This is a genomic window from Aequorivita lipolytica (assembly GCF_007997135.1).
In the GTDB taxonomy this organism is placed as follows: domain Bacteria; phylum Bacteroidota; class Bacteroidia; order Flavobacteriales; family Flavobacteriaceae; genus Aequorivita; species Aequorivita lipolytica.
This window is the reverse complement of record NZ_VORU01000002.1, coordinates 220361-239618: the sequence shown is the minus strand read 5'-3', so window position 1 is coordinate 239618 and position 19258 is coordinate 220361. Positions and strand designations below refer to the sequence as shown.

The window sequence follows — 19258 nt, the reverse complement described above, 5'->3', positions numbered from 1 at the left end:
AGTTGTATTTTCCTGTATATAAAACTTCTAAAATACGATAATATTTTGTTCCGCACACGCCGCAAATATTGCTCCAAAAAAATAAAAACCGCATCGCGCAATAACTTTAAAATGCCGCTGCAGAATTGTACCTTTGCCGATTAGAAAAAGTCTTCCGCATTCGCGGGAATAAAAATAAATTCTTATGTCTCAAAAAGTTCGGGTTCGTTTTGCCCCAAGTCCAACAGGGCCTTTACATATTGGTGGTGTTCGCACTGCTTTGTTCAATTATCTATTTGCGAAAAAGCACGGTGGCGATTTTCTGCTACGAATTGAAGATACCGACCAAAACCGTTATGTGGAAGGCGCCGAGGCATATATTATTGAAGCTTTGAATTGGCTTAACATTCCCTATGATGAAGGCCCAGGAAAGGAAAAAGATTGTGGTCCATACCGTCAAAGTGAGCGCAAAGACCTTTACAAGCAATACGCAGATGCTCTTATTGAGTCAGGGAATGCATACTATGCTTTTGATACAGCTGAAAAACTTGACTCACACCGAAAAGACCACGAAGAAAAGGGAAAAACTTTTATATATAATTGGCACAATCGTTTAAAATTGAAAAATTCACTGACTTTTTCTTCGGAAGAAACGCAGCAGAAAATAGCCAATGGTGAAGAATATGTAATTCGTTTCAAATCTCCGGAAGACGAAACACTTTATTTGAATGATATAATTCGTGGTGGAATGCAAGTGGAGACAAGCGTTTTGGACGATAAAGTTTTATTCAAAAGTGACGGAATGCCAACCTACCATTTGGCAAATATTGTGGATGATCATTTAATGGAAATAACCCACGTTATCCGTGGTGAGGAATGGCTGCCTTCTTTGGCGCTGCATATTCTGTTATATCGCGCTTTTGGTTGGCACGCGCCTCAATTCGCACATTTGCCATTAATTTTAAAACCAACCGGTAACGGTAAACTAAGCAAGCGGGATGGCGATAAAATGGGCTTCCCTGTATTTCCCCTACAATGGAAAACTGCTGAAGGTGATGAATTTTCAGGCTATCGCGAAGATGGTTATTTGCCCGAAGCCGTTGTAAATATGTTGGCATTTTTAGGCTGGAACCCAGGAACCGAACAGGAAATTTTCAGTTTGCAGGAATTAGTTGCAGCTTTTGAACTGGAACGAGTTCATAAAGCAGGTGCAAAGTTCGATCCCGAAAAAACAAAATGGTTTCAACATCAATATTTACAAGAGGTTGATGACGCAAGGCTCTCGGAAGAATTTAAAAAATTTCTTATTGATAGAAGCATCTCGACTGCGCTGGATGTGCCATTGATTGTTTCACTTTTAAAAGAACGTGCAACTTTCGTAAGTGATATTTGGGAAGAGGGAAGTTTCTTTTTTGAAGCGCCCAAAACTTACGATGCAAAAGCTGTGGAAAAAGCATTCAAACCTGAAACACCCGAATTGTTGCAAAAAGTAGTTTCACTTTTAAATTCTTCGGAAGACTTCTCAGCAGAAAATCTTTCGGAAAAAGTGAAAGGGTGGATTACTTCAGAAAATATAGGGTTTGGAAAAGTAATGATGCCGCTGCGATTAGCATTGGTGGGTGAGATGAAAGGTCCGGAAGTTTTTGATATTCTTTCAATTTTAGGAAAAGAAGAAAGTATTTCCCGCATTGAAAAAGCAATTGATTTTATTGGTTAAAAGTAAATCACTCCAGCAACAATAATAGTGGAGCTGTTGCCTTTAAAGTTGTCGTTTTCCAAATCTTTACTGTTCAATCCGCCCAGAATATTTGTAACGCCATATTGGTACTGCGCACTTATTCGGAAATGTTCCAATCCCGCGGTAAGACCGCCCGCAAGCCGTACATTGAATCTGGAAATTTCTTGGATATCTTTTGCAGTAAGCTTTTTATACCCAGTTAAAATATAACCTTCAAATTTACTATCGTCCAGCTTCATTTTGCCGTTTAAGTCGAAAACAGGGCCAAACTCAAAGCTTAAATGTTTTACGATAATGTTATAACTACCTAAAAAATTAAGCTGTACCCCTTGAATGGTATAGCCAATATTTTGAGTCTTTGTGCCAAATGATTCCCTACCTTCAACGCCAACTGTGGCACTTTGAAAACTGAGTCCATAAATTAAGTCGAAATTATTTCTAAAAGCTCCACGTGTAGTAAATCCAGCCGTGAAGCCCTCTCGTTGCTCCGTTACCAAATCATCGGTATGAATATCAAAAAATGTAATTCCACCTTGTAATCCAAAAAAATTATAGCCTTCATAGTTGCGCTGGGCAAAGGTTTGTTGGAAGACAAAAAGAAAAAAGGTAGCAAAAATTAAATTTTTTAGATTCATAATTGGGGATATTTTAAGGTCGTGAAAATAGGTTTTATTTTTTGTATCTTCAACTACAAATAATCATTTAAATATATAAGAGTATGGGTTATGTTTTTATTGTGCCAATTTTACTAATAGGCCTTTTTATTTTACTGTCTGGATTTTTTACAGTGAAGCAACAAACAGCTGCTGTAGTAGAGCGCTTTGGAAAATTTCATAGTATACGGCATTCAGGTTTGCAATTAAAAATTCCGTTAATTGATCGGATTGCGGGCCGTATAAATTTGAAAATCCAACAGTTAGATGTAATTGTTGAAACGAAAACGAAGGATGATGTTTTTGTTAGATTGAAAATTTCAGTACAATTTCAAGTTTTAGAGCAAAAGGTTTATGATGCCTTCTACAAATTGGAAAATCCTCACGATCAAATAACATCTTATGTTTTTGACGTAGTGCGCGCAGAGGTGCCAAAAATGAAACTCGATGATGTTTTTGAAAGAAAGGATGATGTGGCAATAGCTGTAAAAGCAGAATTGAACGAAGCGATGAGCACTTATGGTTACGATATTATTAAAACCTTAGTCACGGATATTGATCCCGATATACAGGTAAAAGCTGCGATGAACCGAATAAACGCTGCTGAACGCGAAAAAGTAGCCGCCGAATTTGAAGCAGAAGCAGAAAGAATTAAAATTGTGGCTAAAGCCCGTGCAGAAGCGGAAAGCAAGCGCCTGCAGGGGCAAGGTATAGCAGATCAACGCCGTGAAATTGCTCGTGGGCTGGAGGAAAGTGTTGATGTTTTAAACAATGTGGGAATAAATTCACAGGAGGCATCTGCCCTTATTGTGGTAACGCAACATTACGATACATTGCAGTCTATTGGCGAAGCAACCAATACAAATCTTATTCTTTTGCCAAACTCACCACAGGCAGGTAGCGAAATGCTCAACAATATGATTGCCTCCTTTGTGGCTAGTAATCAAATTGGCGAGGAGATGAAGAAAAAGAATATCGAAAAGGGAATCATTCTAAAAAAGAAACCCAAACGTGAAGCTCCACCCCGAAAAGAGGAAGGTGATGATCTAAATTATTAAATAGAGAAAGTAATAAAAAACCAACGCCCTTCAAAATTTGAAGGGCGTTGGTTTTTTTACGTTCTAAGTATTTTTACTCAACTTTCGTAATCTTCGTTCTTAACCTTTTTTATACCTATTAATTTATCTACCATTTTGTAAACAAAGGCTTTTTTAAGAATAGAGCCTATGGTATTTGCAACCAGATTAATGGGGGAAAACACTTCACTAATCGTATTTCTGCCTTCATTTAAACCAAGTTTAACTTCTTCAAGATCTATCTGCGCTTTAAGTCGAAGGTATTTCAAATCTCTATCTATTTCTTCAAAAGTAGTGTATTTCTTCATAAATATTAATTTGAAATTTTCTCTTCCTTGCTTTCTTCTTCTAGCAGCGTTTCTTGGTATTCATTAATCTCTTGCTCTACTGCAACTTTTGGTTCTAAATCTTCTGCATCATACAAAAGACCTGAAAATTGGTGAAGAAGTTTACGTTCCATAATTTTCCGTCCAAATATGTACATGAAAATTAGAATAACTCCATAAAAGGCTCCAATCAATAGAAAGCCAACATACACATATTCAAAGAAAGTTCCAAGCCAAAAGGCGGCTCCTACTGAAAGAAATAGCATCACAAAAAGAGAAAGGCTGCCATAGACCAATAGGTTCACTAAAGATACGGCACCTTTCATAGCAGATTTAAACAGGCGGAGTTTGTAATACTCCGCCATGCTTACACTGTAATCTTCTATTCTATCGGTTACCTTATGTAGGCTTTCTTTTAGGCTGCTAAATGCCATATTACGAAATTACTTTTTTGGCCTTCGCTTTAGCCTCATCAATAGTGGAGTCCATTTGAAGTTTGGCGTTCTGTCTTCTTAAAGCTTCCAATTTATCTTCCATTGCAACTAAAATATCATCTGCCTTATAGCTTGCAGATGAAAGTGTCTCGTTAAGTTTTTGTTCAAAATTTAACTTGGCAAGATGCGCCCGGTCACTAAGCGTACCGCTTGTTTCCTTTATCTGCTTGTTCAATTTTTTCTGAGCTCTTTTTGCTTCTTTGCTCAACTTATCTCTTGTATTCGAACCTTTGTCCGGTGCATAAAGAATTCCCAATCCAGCTCCGATAGCTGCTCCGGTTAATAATGCGATAAGTGTTTGTCCTGTATTTGATGCCATTATTCTTTGTTTTATTAGTTAATAATTTCAAAGGTAGGCAACGGTCTTCCTATTTGTTGTTAACAACCGGTTAATAGTTATTTTTAAATCTATAATTTTATCTTAAAATGAAACAACTATAGCCAATTTCTCTTAAAAATAGAAACAATCTTAACGATAAATGTTAATTATTCGGCCAACTTACTCCAAGAGTCGCGCAGTGGAACGGTGCGGTTGAAGATTAATTTTTGTGAAGTGGAATCTTTATCGACCACAAAATAACCCAAACGTTGAAACTGAAACTTGTCTTCTATTTTTGAATCTTTTACGCTCGGCTCTGCGTATCCAGTAATTACCTGCAAAGAATCTGGATTGATGAATTCCATAAAATCCTTTTCTTTATTGGTATCTGGAGAAGCTTCAGTGAAAAGACGATCGTAAAGACGTACTTCAACGGGCAAAGCGTGTTCAGCAGAAACCCAGTGAAGTGTTCCCTTTACTTTACGCAAAGAAGCTTCGGAGCCACTTCCGCTTTTGCTATCGGGATCATAGCTACAATGAATTTCAGTAATATTTCCGTCGGCATCTTTTACAACGCTTTCACCTTTTATGATGTATGCGTTCTTTAAACGAACTTCTTTCCCTATAGTTAAACGGAAAAATTTACGGTTTGCTTCTTCAAGAAAATCATCTCTCTCAATTAAGAGTTCTTTCGTAAAAGGAACTTCGCGATAGCCTGCGCTTTCATCTTCCTGATTATTTTCGGCCTCCAACATTTCGGTTTTTCCTTCGGGATAATTGTCAATTATCAATTTCACAGGATCTAAAACCACCATGATTCGCGGTGCAATTTTGTTTAGATCTTCGCGAACGTTGAATTCTAAATGTGAAACATCAATCAAATTCTCACGTTTTCCAACACCAATACTGTCAGCAAAGTTTTTTATGGAATCTGGCGTGTAACCTCTTCGGCGTAGACCAGAAATTGTAGGCATTCTTGGATCATCCCATCCATTAACTACACCAGCAGATACCAATTGGGCAAGTTTTCTTTTACTAACTACAGTATGGCTTAGGTTTCTGCGGGCGAATTCGCGCTGTTTTGGGCGTAATTTTTCAGAATCGTATACTTGGTCAAGAAACCAATCGTACAGCTCTCTGTGAGGCAGAAATTCAAGTGTACAGAAGGAATGCGATACTTGTTCTATGTAATCGCTTTCACCGTGGGTCCAATCGTACATTGGGAAGATTTTCCAATCGGTTCCGGTACGGTGGTGATTTTTGTTGATGGTTCGGTACATAACAGGATCACGCATCAACATATTTGGCGATTCCATATTTACTTTTGCACGAAGCACGTGTTCTCCTTCCTTGGTTTCGCCATTTTTCATTTTTTCAAGCAAATCCAAGTTTTCTTCTACAGAACGATTTCTGAACGGGCTTGGCTTTCCTGGAGTATTCGGCGTTCCTTTTTGTTCCGCAATAGCTTCCGAAGTTTGTGAATCTACATAGGCTTTTCCATTTTTTATAAGTTGAACTGCCCAATCATACAACTGCTGAAAATAATCTGAAGCATAACATTCCGTAGCCCATTCATAACCCAACCAAGAAATGTCGCGCTTTATGGCATCTACAAATTCCTGTTCTTCCTTTGCTGGGTTTGTGTCGTCAAAACGAAGGTTTACCGGGGCATTGTATCTTTCCCCCAAACCAAAATTTAAACAAATAGAGGACGCATGGCCAATATGAAGGTAGCCATTAGGCTCTGGTGGAAAACGGAAACATAATTGGTCCTTTTTATACCCTTTGGTAAGATCTTCTTCAATTATGTGTTCAATAAAATTAAGCGGCGCAGCTTCGTTATTCATATAATATTTTTTTTAAGAAGAACAAAGGTAACCAATTAACTGAAAAATAAGTTTACCAAAAGTAGGTTTCATCCTTAGGGGTATGGAGAGCACGCAACTGGAAAAATATCGATTATATTTACCAAAAATATTATATGGGTACCATTCGCTTAAAAAATATAAAGATCTATGCATTTCATGGCTGTTTAGTTGAGGAAGGCCAGATAGGTTCTGATTATTTGGTTAATCTTTCAGTAAAAGCCGATTTGAAAAACGCTTCTAATACTGATGAGCTTGCAGATACCGTAGATTATGTTTTGTTGCAAAAAATTGTTCGGGAAGAAATGGCGTTGCGTGCTAAACTTTTAGAGCAGGTAGCAAAACGGATTATTGATTCAATACTTCTAAAAGTTGAAATGGTAAATGAAGTGAAAGTTACCGTTGCCAAAAGGAATCCGCCCATTGGTGGGGATGTGGCTGAAGTGAGCGTTACCCTGAAAAGGAAAAGGTAAATTAGTTTTTTAATAGGATTTTTAAGTTTAATTTTTTTACATTTGCATCCTTAATAAGGCATCGTGGCCGAGTGGCTAGGCACAGCTCTGCAAAAGCTGCTACAGCGGTTCGAATCCGCTCGATGCCTCAAAGAAACCCCAGCTTATAGTTGGGGTTTTTTATTGAGGTTCTTCAATTGGAGGGATTGGCCTTTCCACCGGCTGCTGCTGACCTGGTATTTTTTCGAGCTGAGCTTCTACGCCTTTCGGAAAAATGCCTTGAATAAGTAATAAAATCCCAAACCCTAATATCAAAATACTGACCCATTTCTTAGTTTTAAAAATGAAACGCGGCGTCATTTTATTCTTCAATCTTTTTGCTAAAAGTATTTTCGAAAGGTCAGTCAGAAAGAAAGTGGCAAGAACGGTAGCTATAAAAAGAAGAATACCATTATCTGAACTTGTAAGAGCATTTGCCATTATTAATGTACCTATCCATCCGGCCAAGACACCGAAGTTTACGAAATTTAAAAGAAAACCTTTTAAAAATAATCCGCCGAGGTTTTTTTTTACTTTTACGGCATAGTGCTCCCGTACAAATTTGAAAATTGATTTATTGGTACGGATGTATGAAATAATTCCGTAGGCAATAAGAATGGCACCTCCGAAGATAAGAAGGCCTGGATCATGCTTTACTTTTTCAAGAATTCTACTTGTACTGAAAAAAGCAATCAATATAAAAATTACATCTGCGAATAGTGCCCCAAGATCAAAAAAGATAGCGGCTTTGATTCCCTTGGTAATAGCAGTTTCAATAAGTGTAAAAAACACTGGACCGACTGCGAATGCCAATAAAAATCCGTAGAACGCTGCGTATAGTAAACCGTCAAACATAGTAGGGTAAAAATACAAATTACTTTTGCCCAATTACCGTAAAATTTTAATTTTTACCTTCTACTATTTTTATTTTTCCGCCAGCAAATTTCTTTTTCTTCACATCTTTAGGGTTACCGTGAATGGTAACATAACCTCCTGCAGTAACTTTTGCTTCTACTTTTTCGATAGCATAAATTGTGGCGGATCCACCAGCGGTTACATTAACATAGGTTTCATCTGAAATAAGATCTTTAGCCTCATAAATTCCCCCAGAATTTATTTTTATGTCTTGCTTTTTTGTAGTCCCTGCAGTCTCAATAACACCGCCAGAAACCGCTTTAATATTTAAATTATCAGTTGCTACTTCCACTTTTATCTTCCCGCCTTCTTGGGTTCTTAGTTCCAAAGAGGGAACTGATATTGTCTTGTCTGCATAAATTTCAGAACCTTCGTTTGCATCAATAATTGAAATATTCTTTGAGTAGACGGTTACAGTAGTTGCATTGCCATCGAAACGTTCTTCCAGTTCCATCCTAATTTTCAATACCCCATCATCATTTATTATTTTTACAAATTCCGTATTCTCTCCTTCAACAACTACTTTATTTTCGTTCGCTAAAAAAAGTTTTACGGTAATAAGATCGTAAACTTTCAATTCGCTGAAATCACCAACTTCTGTTGTTTCCTGCGAAAATGAAAAGGCTGAGATAAAAAGTATTGCTATAAAAATTAGTTTTTTCATCTGTATAGAATTTTAGATAAAGCGGAAGTCGGAATGCACAAAATATCCATTATGCGTTGATTTGACATTTACATATTGCCATTTCATACGTCTAAAACTTTAGTTATTTTAATCTTTTTGGTGACCGATCATTGTAAAATCTAAATGTTTTTTAACTAAATCAGCATTCTTCACCTTTACATAAATTTCATCACCAAGTTGATAGACTTTCTTGGTTCGCTGGCCTATTACTGCGTATTCATCTTTATCAAATTCGTAGCGATCGTCATTCAAATCCTGTAAACGGATCATTCCTTCACATTTATTCGACATAATTTCTACATAGATTCCCCATTCGGTTACACCAGATATTACACCCAAAAATTCTTCGTCTTGATGATCCTGCATATACTTTACTTGCATATACTTTATACTATCGCGCTCTGCATTAGTAGCTAAACTTTCCATATCGCTACTATGTCCACATTTTTCTTCGTATTCTTCTTCCTTGGCAGATTTTCCATTGTCTAGATAGTGCTGCAAGAGGCGATGTACCATTACATCGGGATAACGACGAATTGGTGAAGTGAAATGTGTATAATAATCAAACGCCAAACCATAATGGCCGATGTTGTGTGTGGTGTACATTGCTTTGCTCATACTACGTATGGCAAGGGTATCTATCAGGTTTTGTTCTTTTTTACCATGAACATCCTTTAAAAGTTTGTTCATTGAAGTTGCCGTGGAATGACGGTCTTTAGTATTCAATTTGTAACCAAAGCGCTTGATTATATTTTCCAAAGCGGCAATCTTTTCATCATCCGGTTCATCGTGAACACGGTAAACGAAAGTCTTTTTCGGTTGTTGTTTTCCAATGAATTCAGCAACACTCCGGTTTGCCAAAAGCATGAATTCCTCGATCATTTTATTTGCGTCTTTGCTTTCTTTAAAATAGACGCCTTCAGGATTACTTTTTTCATCGAGAATAAATTTTACTTCCACTTTATCGAAAGAAATAGCGCCAGCTCGCATACGTTTAGTTCGTAATGTTTTCGCTAAACGATCCATTTCTAAAATAGCATCCGCAATTTCTGGTTTAACAGTGTATTCCTTATCTGTAATTGAAATATTAGAAGGCATTATATGTGTTTCCTCTTTAGGATTCTCAATAACGTGCTGTGCTTCTTCATAAGCAAAACGTGCATCGCTATAGGTTACTGTTTTTCCAAACCACTGTTTTACTACTTCTGCTTTTTGATTCATTTCGAAGACTGCGGAAAAAGTGTATTTTTCTTCGTTTGGACGAAGCGAACAAGCGTTATTTGAAAGAATTTCCGGAAGCATCGGCACTACTCTATCTACCAAATAGACCGAGGTTGCGCGTTCGTAGGCTTCATCATCAAGCTCGTTTCCGGGAGTTAGGTAATGTGAAACATCTGCAATATGGATTCCTATTTCATAGTTTCCGTTCTCCATTTTTTCAAAAGAAAGGGCATCATCAAAATCTTTTGCATCTTTTGGATCTATTGTAAATGTTAGCGCTTTTCGCATATCGCGGCGCTTTTTAATTTCTGAAGTTTTTATAGAAGTATCAATTTTATTAGCATAGTCTTCCACTTCTTGCGGAAATTCATACGGAAGACCGTATTGTGCCAGAATGGAATGTATTTCAGTATTATGTTCACCCGGCATTCCAAGTACTTTGATAACGCTTCCGAAAGGAGAATCTGCTTTTTCTGGCCAGTCTTCCATGGCTACCAATACTTTTTCTCCGTTTTTGGCACCGTTTATTTTATTCTTCGGAACAAAAATATCTGTGTACATTTTATAATCGGTAACGTCAACAAATGCAAAGTTTTCCTGCACTTGTATGGTACCTACAAATTCAGTTCGTTTTCTTTCTATAATTTTTGTTATTTCACCTTCGGTCTTCCCACCTTTTTTTCTTTTGAAAACATAAACTTCAACAATATCGCCGTTCAAAGCTTTGTTTAGATTCTTGCTACTCACATAAATGTCATCCTCTAAATCCTCGACAATAATATAACCTTGGCCACGGCCTGCTATATCTACTTTTCCTGTATAATAATTTTGTGAAGGGGTAAGAATATATTTGCCACGTTCAATTTCTTGAATAGTTCCTTTTCCCTGCAGATCCTTAAGTTTTTTCACTATTTGGTTCCTGCTGCTGGGGTCGTCCAGTTGTAATTTTGCGGCAATTTGTTTGTAGTTGAAAGCTTGTGAATGATCTTTCCGAAGAATGTTCAGTATAGTTTGGGAAAGATTTTCAATTTTATTGGTATTCTTTTTTCTTTTATTTTTTGGCATAGTTATTTTTGTAATTGCGTAAATGTACTACTTCTTAAAGAATGATGTGTTCACATTAGTAAAGTTTTAGTACCTTAGAATGAGTAGTTTCAACTTCGCTCAACCACCGTAAAATAACAATGAAACATTTTAAAACCATAGCTATTTTTTCTTATCCTGCAGAATATGCGGTGCTTCAGCTTTTGTTTGACCAAGAGGAAATTCGTTACTTTTTTCAGAATGAAACAATGATAAGTGTTTTTCCATTCTACTCCAACGCTATTGGCGGGATTAGGCTTCAAGTACATATTGAGGATGTAGAGCAGGCTATAGAAATCATAAAAAATCTAGATCATCCTTCTAATTTAAAAATTGTTTGACCAGTTTCAAAACAAATCATTTTCTCAATTTTATTGTTATCAACATATAATTATACATCATTTGGTTTTTTATAAATTTTTAAAAGAAAAATGGTGATGATTATAGGGTGTTAATATGTACAATAACTTTTTGAGGATATGTGTTGAAATAAATTTATTGCCTTTTAATAAGAGGTTGTTAACATATATTTAAGATTTAAAGGCCTTGAAAATAATGAAATAGCATGAGTAATGAACAACTGTGAATAACGTCTTTTCACATTTCAAAGCTAACAAGTTTTTTACGAGACATTGTTTGAAAGGCGAAAATTTTTAGTAACAACTAGCAAGTAAAAAAAGACTTAAATTTTTGGTTTCCTGAAAATTTAAAACCTATTGTAAATAATCTTTACACTCGCAATATTACTTGTCCTAATTCCGTGAACAAATATCAACAATGTTGTTAACTATATAATGACCTGACCGTTAAGAAATCGTTATCAATTGATTTTCAAGCTTTACTCAATACTAACGTCTGTATAATTATACTTTTAATTCTACTTATATAAAAAGACGATGTTTTATCTTTGAAAAAAAATAAAATCATGAAAATTTCCATTGGCAACGATCACGCGGGTACTGAGTATAAATTTGAAATCGTTTCTTATTTAGAAAAAGAAGGTCATACTGTTATTAACCATGGAACCGATAGTGAGTCAAGTGTTGATTATCCAGATTTTGTTCATCCGGTTGCAAACGATGTTGAAAACCAAAAAGTAGATTTTGGAATTATAATCTGCGGTAGCGGAAACGGCGCAAATATGACTGCAAATAAACACCAAAAGGTACGTTCCGCACTATGCTGGACCAAAGAAATTACTGAACTTGCCCGCCAACACAACAATGCGAACATTCTGAGTATTCCAGCACGTTTCACAAGTAAAGCACAGGCTGTTGAAATGGTAAAAACTTTTCTTAAAACTGAATTTGAAGGTGGCCGCCATCAATATCGCGTTGAAAAAATAGCTTGTTCATAATTTTTTAAGATGGCTCACAACCACGTACATTCCCATAACCATTCACAACCTGATTTGAAAGGAAGAAAGCTTTTGCTTTCCATTCTTTTGAATATAGGTATCACCGTTGCACAGGCAATGGGTGGTGTGATTTCTGGGAGTTTGTCGTTACTTTCAGATGCGCTCCACAATTTTAGTGATGTACTTTCATTGGTGGTGAGTTATATTGCTGATAGATATTCAAAAAAAGATGCTTCTGTTGAAAAAACTTTCGGTTACAAGCGTGCCGAAATAATTGCTGCTTTTGTGAATTCTGCCACTTTAATTGTGGTTGCAATTTATCTTATTTACGAAGCTATTTTGCGTTTTTTCAATCCACAGGCCATTGAAAGTGGTATGGTTATTTGGCTGGCGATCTTGGGAATTTTCTTCAACGGTTTTAGTGTTTTATTGCTTTTTAAAGATTCAAAAAGCAACATGAATATGCGCTCTGCATATCTTCATTTAATTACTGATATGGCTGCATCTGTGGCTGTTTTAATTGGTGGATTGTTGATGAAATATTACCAATGGTTTTGGGTAGATAGCCTGTTGACTGTTTTAATAGCACTTTATTTACTGGTTATGGGTTACAGTTTACTGAAAAGTTCTTTTAAGGTTTTGATGCTTTTTACGCCAGATGATATAAGTTTGGAGGTAATTAACGATGCACTATGTAAAATTCCCGAAATAAAGAACGTACACCATATGCACATTTGGCAGCTTAACGAACAGGAAACCCATCTGGAGGCTCATGTAGATTTTTATGAAGACGTAACCCTTTCACAATTTGATACCGTGTTAACAAAGGTTGAAGAATTACTTTTTCATGACTTCGGAATAAACCACGTAACTATTCAACCCGAACACCAAAAGGACGATCCAAAAGATATTATTGTTCAAGATTGATTAGTAAGATGTAAGACCGCTTTGCTGAAAGATATAAGACATAAGACTAAATTTTTAATGTTTTAAAAATCAGCTTATCATTATACATTCTGAATTATTTATTTGAAAAAACTATGGAAATTGAAGTAAAGAATTTTGAGGAATTAAGTTCGAAAGAACTTTATAAAGCCTTGCAATTGCGAAGCGAAGTATTTGTAGTGGAGCAGGATTGCGTATATCAGGATATTGATGGAAAGGATGAGCGCGCGCTACACGTTATGGGCTGGGAAAATGATATTTTAGTTGCTTATACGCGCTGCTTTCAAGCGGGGGATTATTTTGATGAAGCATCCATAGGAAGGATTTTAGTACGGGAAAACTACCGAAAACTTGGTTATGGCCACGAAATTACCAAAGCTTCCATTGAGGCAGTTAAAACAAAATATAAAGCCGATACCATAAAGATATCGGCTCAAATATATTTAGTTATTTTCTACGAAAGCCATGGATTTAAAACTTTTGGCGACCGTTACTTAGAGGATGGTATTCCTCACATTGCGATGGTTAGAGCTTAATAAGATTTTTTTCCAAATTAAGGTCTTTCAGCATTTCATCTGTAAATTTATAATGACCACGACGGGTAATTATTTTAAAGCGTTGATTTCTCATTCGCGTCAAAGTATCTAAAAACTGCCACTTTGATTTTAGTAATCGTGGTTTTTCAGATTTTAGACTGATTTCGAAATAATGCTTTATTCCAGCACGTTCTGCTACTATGTCTGGAGTAATTACAACATCACTATCTTTTTTGTAATAGGATTTTGGAGTTTCATAACCTTCCACATCAGCCTGAATGTGTTCAAAACCCCGGTTCTCTAAATAGGCCACAGATTCCTTAAGAATCTCCTTATTTTCGTCTCTTTCTGATTGTACCATAAGTGCTAAAATACAATATCATTGATAAACAGGCGGTTAAGGTTTTGTTAACTGTCAAATTTCTTCCTGTAACGAACTGTTTTATTGAAGGGTAAATGGAGTTGGTTCAAAATGTTTTCATCATTTATATGATCGGCAATGTCCAATCCATATTTTATTTTTGAAGTATCTGCGTACACAAACGTCCCGAACAAACGATCCCAAATGGAAAACATATTTCCGAAATTACTGTCCGTCCACGGCATTTGATAATGGTGGTGAAATTTGTGCATATTCGGAGTGACAATTACATAGCTTAGCGCTTTGTCTAATTGCTTCGGAAGGGAAATATTAGCGTGGGTGAAATAGGTGAATAGCACGCTCAAAATTCTATAAAAAAGATAGAAAGCAATCGGCATTCCCATAATTACTACCGCAATTAACGCAAAGGTTTCCCGAATGATAAAATCGAAAGGATGGTGACGGGTTCCTGTGGTTACATCCACATTTTTATCTGAATGGTGCACGGTGTGCAGCCGCCACATCCACTGTACTTTATGAAGCAGATAATGCACAAAATACTGCGCAATTAAATCTAAAACTAGAATGGAAAGCAGTAATTCCAGCCAAATAGGTACATTAATGAGCGGAAGCAAACCAAAGTTTGAATCGCTTAACCAAAGAAATATTCCCACAGTTGCAATTCCGAAAACTACGTTTATCAACATCACAAAAACCAGCAGAATTAGATTGGTTTTTGCGTGCCGCCATTTGTTGTATTTGGCAAAAACGAGCTTGTAATACCCTTCAAAAATCCAGAAAATGCTGAGCACAAAAAAAATCCATCCAGCTTTCATCCAAACCGGCATTGTTTCGAAGAAGGTTAGGAAGTATTGCATTGGTTTAAGTATCAGATTTCTTAATCTAAATTATAACGTTTCTTAAACATTTTTTCAAAGTTATTTTTATCTTCAATATTATTTTTATAACCTAATTTCATCTCTTCAATAATTTCATTTTGTAATTCTCTGGTAAAGTCTGAAAATTCCCAACTTTGCGGAAAACTTTTAAAAGATAAATAATGTAACTTATCACTTTGAGTGATGGTATTTTCAGCTATAGAAGTATAAACAGTTATAAAAACCCCTATTTTATCTTTTAATAGAGCTTTAGGTAAATATGAATTATTTAAAACAAAAAGTCTAGCAAGTTTATTTCTTAATGTAATTTCGTTTGTAATTTCAAGTAATTCTTTTATTTGTATAATATATTTTTCTTTTATGTCATCCTTTACATCTTCGTTTAAAACGCGTTGTTTAAATAGATAAGCATTTGCAAAATATTGATAATTACCATATAAAATATGGATTATTTCAAGCATTTCTTCTAATTTCTCAATTCGTAATTGCCTTTTGTTAAGATTTCGGTTTTGAAAGAAAGATAAAATTGAAATTACTATAGCCGCAAATGAAAAAGCAATTATAATAATATCAAGAAATTTTATTTCCATTTTAATTTTATTTAAAAAGAATATAGGGCTTAATAAAAATTTACTTCAAAATCTTCCGATATCTGCCAGCATCATTCAAAACCGATACCGCCTCCAAAATCTCCGGATTGTGCTCAATTTGATAATTATACAATCCTTCACGATAAAAGTAACGCTTCAAAATTTCATCCATCAATAACGATTCTATTTCTACTTTTTTATCAACAATAGCTTTGTCTTTGGTAGTGTCAATTGCTGCCATAAGTTGGTTGTAACTGGCGGAAATATCTTTGCTCATATCCTCATCTTCAGAAATTTTTAAACCTTCGGCAAACTTTTTTTCTGTCTCGGTTTCGTATTCAAAATTGTTGTCTTTCAAAAACTTGATAAAATCCTGAAAATCTGCTTCCCCGAATTTAAAGTTTTTCCAATCTGCCATTTGGTGGCTGTAGTAGTATTTTGTGGCGTAGTCAAAAATAGCGTTGTCTTTCAGCAAAGCTGTTGTAATTGGGCTGTAAACTGCAGACTCCAATTGCACGTCTGGAAGAATTCCACCACCGTCATAAACCGTTCTTCCGCCTTTGGTTTTGAAAGCGTTGTATTCCTTTGCATCTTTCCGGACGGCATCTCCGTTTTCATCGCGGTGCCAATAATCCAAGGCTTGAATACAACGGCCGCTGGGAGTGTAATAGCGCGAAATGGTAACTTTAAGTTGCGTTCCGTAAGTCAACTTTTTTGGGCGTTGAACTAGTCCTTTCCCGAAACTTCGGGCGCCCACAATTACTGCACGATCCAAATCCTGTAAGCCGCCGGAAACAATTTCGCTGGCTGAGGCACTTCTTCCGTTTACCAGAACTACTAGTGGAATTTCTTTATCAACGGGGTCGCTTTTGGTCTTATAGGTTTGGTTGTATTTTTCAATGACCGATTTTGTAGTCGTAATTACTTCGCCTTTATCAACAAAAAGATTTACCACATTTATGGCCTCATTCAGCAATCCGCCTGGATTTCCACGTAAATCTAAAATTAGTTTTTTGGCTCCCTGCGACTTCAAATCAACTAGGGCAGCTTTGGTTTCGATAGTGGTTTTGCTGTTGAATTGCGAAAGCACGATGTAGCCAATATCATTATTAATTAATTTATAAAAAGGAACCGCTTTAAGCTCCACCGCTCCGCGAGTGATTGTAACGGTTTCTGTTTTCCCCTGTCTTTTGAAGGTTACATCAACTGTTGAGCCAGGTGCGCCTTTTAAAAGATTGCCTGCTTCATCCTCCAAATTAGCGATGGTTACGTTTCCTATCTGTATTATTTCGTCGCCGGCTTTTAATCCAGCTTTATCGGCTGGATAATCTTTATAAGGTTCAACAATAATTATTTTGTCTTTTTCGCTTCGGGCCGAGGCTCCAATTCCTGTATAAATACCAGAATTGTTGATTTTAGCATCCTCAACTTGCTGTTCATTCCAGTAAACGGTGTATGGATCCAAATCTTCCAACATTCCTTTTATGGCTTTGTCCATAAGCGTTGCGGGCGTTACTTCATCAACGTAATTCATATTCAATTCCTTGAAAAGAGTGGTGAATATTTCAATCTGTTTTGCAATTTCGAAGAAATCACTTTTGAAACTTACTGTGGTAAAAAATATACCAATGGCGATGATGGGAATTAAGATTCTTTTTTTCATATTCTTTTAAGTTATTGAGCTATTGGTTACTGAGTTATTAAGGGTTAAGACTTAATAAATCAGTAAATGAATAACTTTTTTAATTTCTTTTTTTCCTATTCTTCAAAAATATACGAAGAACAAAAACTGTAATTAGTGCAACGAGGAATAATGGCCAAAGGTATAAAATGCCCAAGAAAAACACTGAGATTCCGTTCCATCCTCCTTGAAATGCATTTTTCATTTTTTGCCCATAGGATTGGGTAATGCCGGTTTCTGCGGTGGTTTTATAGAATTCAATATTTACAGTGCTCATTGAAACCTGACTTTGAAGATACTGCAAACGGCCCTGCTTTGCTTCAATTTCTTCGCGAATGTTTGAAAGTTCGCGTTCAATTTCCAGCATTTCCTTTACGTTATTTGCTTTTTTAAGCAATTCAAGATAACGTTCTTCAAGTATGCGTTTTGCTTTTAAACGCGCTTCCAAATCCACAAATTCTTCGGAAACGTCCTCTCTAGAAATATTGCGTTGGTCGAAATAATCAACACCTTCGGAAATACCGTCAATAAACGGTTGAAAATTTTCAGTAGGAATCCGAACAGTTAGATTTTTATAAATACGGTTGTAGTCTTTCCCGCTATTATCGCTCTGCACCAAACCTTTATATTGCGAAGCAAGCCGAAGTATTTTCTTGTGGGTTGCTTCCACATCCTTGGTTTCAAAAGCCAAACGGGCGGTTTTGATGATTTTTTGTTCCTGTTCCTCTGGAGTGGCTTCTGGAATAAGATATTGTCTAATTCCTGTTTCTTCGGCAACTTCCATTTCTTCCACTGAAGAATCTGCCAAGTATTTTTTGTCTCTCTCGCCGTTGGAACATCCCAAAACATACAATAAAAGTAAAGCGCTAACTATTTTCATCGTGTAATTTTTTAAGCAGAACAACTATTGCCTTTTCCAGTTCGGCGTACTGCGGTTTGACTTTTCCTAAAAAAAGAAATAGCATTACAAAGTTCTTGCCGTGAATTTCATCAAGCAATTCTTTTTGAAGACGGTATGCTTCACGGAGCTGTCTTTTTACACGGCTTCTGTCTACGGCAGATTTAAAATTTCTTTTTGGAACTGCAAATGCAGCGCGGTGGGTTTCTATGTTTTCTTTGGGAAGAAAAAATACTTTTAAAGGAAATTTGGAATATGTTTTTCCTTCCAGGAACAACTTTTCGATTGTTTTGGAACTTTTTAGTTTTTCGGCTTTGGGAAATTTTTGGTTCATATTATTTGGTAGGCGCGCGATTCATCGCGCGCTCTTTTTCGATTCATCACGCGCTTTTTTTCGATTCATCGCGCGCCATTTCGTTTCATCCTGTCAAAATCAGAAACAGTATTGAAACTTTGGATTCCTGAGATAAATTTAACAAAATGGCTTATATTTATTTTAAAAATAAACCTGTTTAAATGAAACACAAAGATGGTTCTTTTAGATTGAAGGAATGGAACTATTCTAATGTAGGGTTATATTTTATAACCATTTGCACTATAAATAAAGAATATTTATTTGGGAAAATTGAAAACGGTAAAATGTTTTTGAATGAAATAGGAACCGTGGCCGAAACAAATTGGCAGGATATCGATAAACAATTTCGAAATATTAAAATTGCAGATTTTGTGATTATGCCCAATCATTTGCACGGAATTTTGATAATTGATGGTTTGTACAGTGGGGATACCAATGATGGTAATGAGCACGCGATTGATGATAATGTGTGCCCGATTGATGATAATGTGCGCGCGATAAATCGCGCGCCTACGAAAACGGGTGGAATAACTGGTAGCAACAACCCAATGTTGTATCAAAATATTTCCACCGCTGTTCGTTGGTTTAAGGGTAAAACTACATTTGATTGTAGAAAAGTTAATCCCAAATTTTGTTGGCAACCAAGATTTTATGACCACGTTATACGAAATCAACAATCATTTATAAAAATTCAGGACCATATAGCAAACAACCCAAAAATGTGGGAGAGGGATAGAAACAATGATTCGGGATTAAGTATGTAGGCGCGCGATGAATCGCGCGCCTATTGG

22 protein-coding genes and 1 tRNA gene are annotated in these 19258 nt (G+C 36.1%); 9 read left to right on the top strand and 14 right to left on the bottom strand.

Features of this window, described 5'->3' with window-relative positions; translation table 11 throughout:
* Nucleotides 1-184: 184 nt before the first annotated feature.
* Nucleotides 185-1696 (top strand): glutamate--tRNA ligase, encoded by a 1512-nt coding sequence (gltX, locus tag ESV24_RS03600; protein ID WP_111815299.1) that lies wholly within the window; start codon nucleotides 185-187, stop codon nucleotides 1694-1696.
* On the opposite strand, the gene ESV24_RS03595 is transcribed toward gltX, so the two are convergent.
* A complete protein-coding gene (locus ESV24_RS03595; protein ID WP_111815298.1) occupies nucleotides 1693-2352 on the bottom strand; it encodes an outer membrane beta-barrel protein in 660 nt (219 codons plus the stop codon). The genes gltX and ESV24_RS03595 overlap by 4 nt on opposite strands.
* An 83-nt stretch (nucleotides 2353-2435) precedes the next feature.
* On the opposite strand from ESV24_RS03595, the gene ESV24_RS03590 reads away from it, so the two are divergent.
* Nucleotides 2436-3428, top strand: coding sequence for an SPFH domain-containing protein (locus tag ESV24_RS03590; protein ID WP_111815297.1), 993 nt, complete (start codon nucleotides 2436-2438; stop codon nucleotides 3426-3428).
* Nucleotides 3429-3505: 77 nt separating this feature from the next.
* On the opposite strand, the gene ESV24_RS03585 is transcribed toward ESV24_RS03590, so the two are convergent.
* The 4 genes from ESV24_RS03585 to ESV24_RS03570 all read right to left on the bottom strand — a co-directional run bounded on the left by ESV24_RS03585 (nucleotide 3506) and on the right by ESV24_RS03570 (nucleotide 6432).
* On the bottom strand, nucleotides 3506-3754 hold the full coding sequence (locus tag ESV24_RS03585; RefSeq protein ID WP_111815296.1) for a hypothetical protein: 249 nt from the start codon (nucleotides 3752-3754) through the stop codon (nucleotides 3506-3508).
* Between the two features lie 5 nt (nucleotides 3755-3759).
* Nucleotides 3760-4206, bottom strand: a complete 447-nt coding sequence (locus tag ESV24_RS03580; protein WP_111815295.1) for a hypothetical protein — start codon at nucleotides 4204-4206, stop codon at nucleotides 3760-3762.
* A 1-nt stretch (nucleotide 4207) separates the two neighbouring features.
* Nucleotides 4208-4585 carry a YtxH domain-containing protein gene (locus ESV24_RS03575; protein ID WP_111815294.1) on the bottom strand — a complete coding sequence of 126 codons (378 nt, stop codon included), beginning with the start codon at nucleotides 4583-4585 and terminating at the stop codon, nucleotides 4208-4210.
* A gap of 167 nt (nucleotides 4586-4752) precedes the next feature.
* On the bottom strand, nucleotides 4753-6432 hold the full coding sequence (locus tag ESV24_RS03570; protein WP_111815293.1) for a glutamine--tRNA ligase/YqeY domain fusion protein: 1680 nt from the start codon (nucleotides 6430-6432) through the stop codon (nucleotides 4753-4755).
* A 134-nt stretch (nucleotides 6433-6566) separates the two neighbouring features.
* On the opposite strand from ESV24_RS03570, the gene folB reads away from it, so the two are divergent.
* Entirely contained in the window at nucleotides 6567-6923 is a 357-nt protein-coding gene (folB, locus tag ESV24_RS03565) for a dihydroneopterin aldolase (protein ID WP_111815292.1), read from the top strand.
* A gap of 57 nt (nucleotides 6924-6980) precedes the next feature.
* Nucleotides 6981-7051, top strand: a tRNA-Cys gene (locus ESV24_RS03560).
* 31 nt (nucleotides 7052-7082) lie between these two features.
* On the opposite strand, the gene ESV24_RS03555 is transcribed toward ESV24_RS03560, so the two are convergent.
* The 3 genes from ESV24_RS03555 to rnr form a co-directional block, all read right to left on the bottom strand.
* Nucleotides 7083-7796 carry a LysE family translocator gene (locus tag ESV24_RS03555; RefSeq protein WP_111815291.1) on the bottom strand — a complete coding sequence of 238 codons (714 nt, stop codon included), beginning with the start codon at nucleotides 7794-7796 and terminating at the stop codon, nucleotides 7083-7085.
* Nucleotides 7797-7842: 46 nt separating this feature from the next.
* On the bottom strand, nucleotides 7843-8520 hold the full coding sequence (locus tag ESV24_RS03550) for a head GIN domain-containing protein (RefSeq protein ID WP_111815290.1): 678 nt from the start codon (nucleotides 8518-8520) through the stop codon (nucleotides 7843-7845).
* A gap of 108 nt (nucleotides 8521-8628) precedes the next feature.
* Nucleotides 8629-10827 (bottom strand): ribonuclease R, encoded by a 2199-nt coding sequence (rnr, locus tag ESV24_RS03545; RefSeq protein WP_111815289.1) that lies wholly within the window; start codon nucleotides 10825-10827, stop codon nucleotides 8629-8631.
* A gap of 119 nt (nucleotides 10828-10946) precedes the next feature.
* On the opposite strand from rnr, the gene ESV24_RS03540 reads away from it, so the two are divergent.
* The 4 genes from ESV24_RS03540 to ESV24_RS03525 all read left to right on the top strand — a co-directional run bounded on the left by ESV24_RS03540 (nucleotide 10947) and on the right by ESV24_RS03525 (nucleotide 13683).
* The gene (locus ESV24_RS03540) at nucleotides 10947-11186 is read left to right on the top strand and encodes a DUF2007 domain-containing protein (protein WP_111815288.1); all 240 of its coding nucleotides are present in this window, start codon (nucleotides 10947-10949) and stop codon (nucleotides 11184-11186) included.
* 584 nt (nucleotides 11187-11770) lie between these two features.
* A complete protein-coding gene (rpiB, locus tag ESV24_RS03535) occupies nucleotides 11771-12202 on the top strand; it encodes a ribose 5-phosphate isomerase B (protein ID WP_111815287.1) in 432 nt (143 codons plus the stop codon).
* A gap of 9 nt (nucleotides 12203-12211) precedes the next feature.
* Entirely contained in the window at nucleotides 12212-13129 is a 918-nt protein-coding gene (locus tag ESV24_RS03530; protein ID WP_111815286.1) for a cation diffusion facilitator family transporter, read from the top strand.
* 113 nt (nucleotides 13130-13242) lie between these two features.
* Complete coding sequence (locus ESV24_RS03525) at nucleotides 13243-13683, top strand: GNAT family N-acetyltransferase (RefSeq protein WP_111815285.1); 441 nt, start codon at nucleotides 13243-13245, stop codon at nucleotides 13681-13683.
* On the opposite strand, the gene ESV24_RS03520 is transcribed toward ESV24_RS03525, so the two are convergent.
* From ESV24_RS03520 to rnpA, 6 genes are all read right to left on the bottom strand, one after another.
* Complete coding sequence (locus ESV24_RS03520; RefSeq protein WP_111815284.1) at nucleotides 13673-14044, bottom strand: hypothetical protein; 372 nt, start codon at nucleotides 14042-14044, stop codon at nucleotides 13673-13675. The genes ESV24_RS03525 and ESV24_RS03520 overlap by 11 nt on opposite strands.
* A gap of 47 nt (nucleotides 14045-14091) precedes the next feature.
* A complete protein-coding gene (locus tag ESV24_RS03515; RefSeq protein WP_111815283.1) occupies nucleotides 14092-14922 on the bottom strand; it encodes a sterol desaturase family protein in 831 nt (276 codons plus the stop codon).
* A gap of 20 nt (nucleotides 14923-14942) precedes the next feature.
* Entirely contained in the window at nucleotides 14943-15533 is a 591-nt protein-coding gene (locus ESV24_RS03510; RefSeq protein WP_111815282.1) for a hypothetical protein, read from the bottom strand.
* 40 nt (nucleotides 15534-15573) lie between these two features.
* Complete coding sequence (locus ESV24_RS03505; RefSeq protein ID WP_111815281.1) at nucleotides 15574-17196, bottom strand: S41 family peptidase; 1623 nt, start codon at nucleotides 17194-17196, stop codon at nucleotides 15574-15576.
* Nucleotides 17197-17275: 79 nt separating this feature from the next.
* Nucleotides 17276-18094, bottom strand: a complete 819-nt coding sequence (locus tag ESV24_RS03500) for a DUF4349 domain-containing protein (RefSeq protein WP_111815280.1) — start codon at nucleotides 18092-18094, stop codon at nucleotides 17276-17278.
* Nucleotides 18081-18446 carry a ribonuclease P protein component gene (gene rnpA, locus ESV24_RS03495; protein ID WP_111815279.1) on the bottom strand — a complete coding sequence of 122 codons (366 nt, stop codon included), beginning with the start codon at nucleotides 18444-18446 and terminating at the stop codon, nucleotides 18081-18083. The genes ESV24_RS03500 and rnpA overlap by 14 nt, the downstream gene beginning before the upstream one ends.
* A 182-nt stretch (nucleotides 18447-18628) precedes the next feature.
* On the opposite strand from rnpA, the gene ESV24_RS03490 reads away from it, so the two are divergent.
* Entirely contained in the window at nucleotides 18629-19231 is a 603-nt protein-coding gene (locus ESV24_RS03490; protein WP_111815278.1) for a transposase, read from the top strand.
* Nucleotides 19232-19258 lie beyond the last annotated feature (27 nt).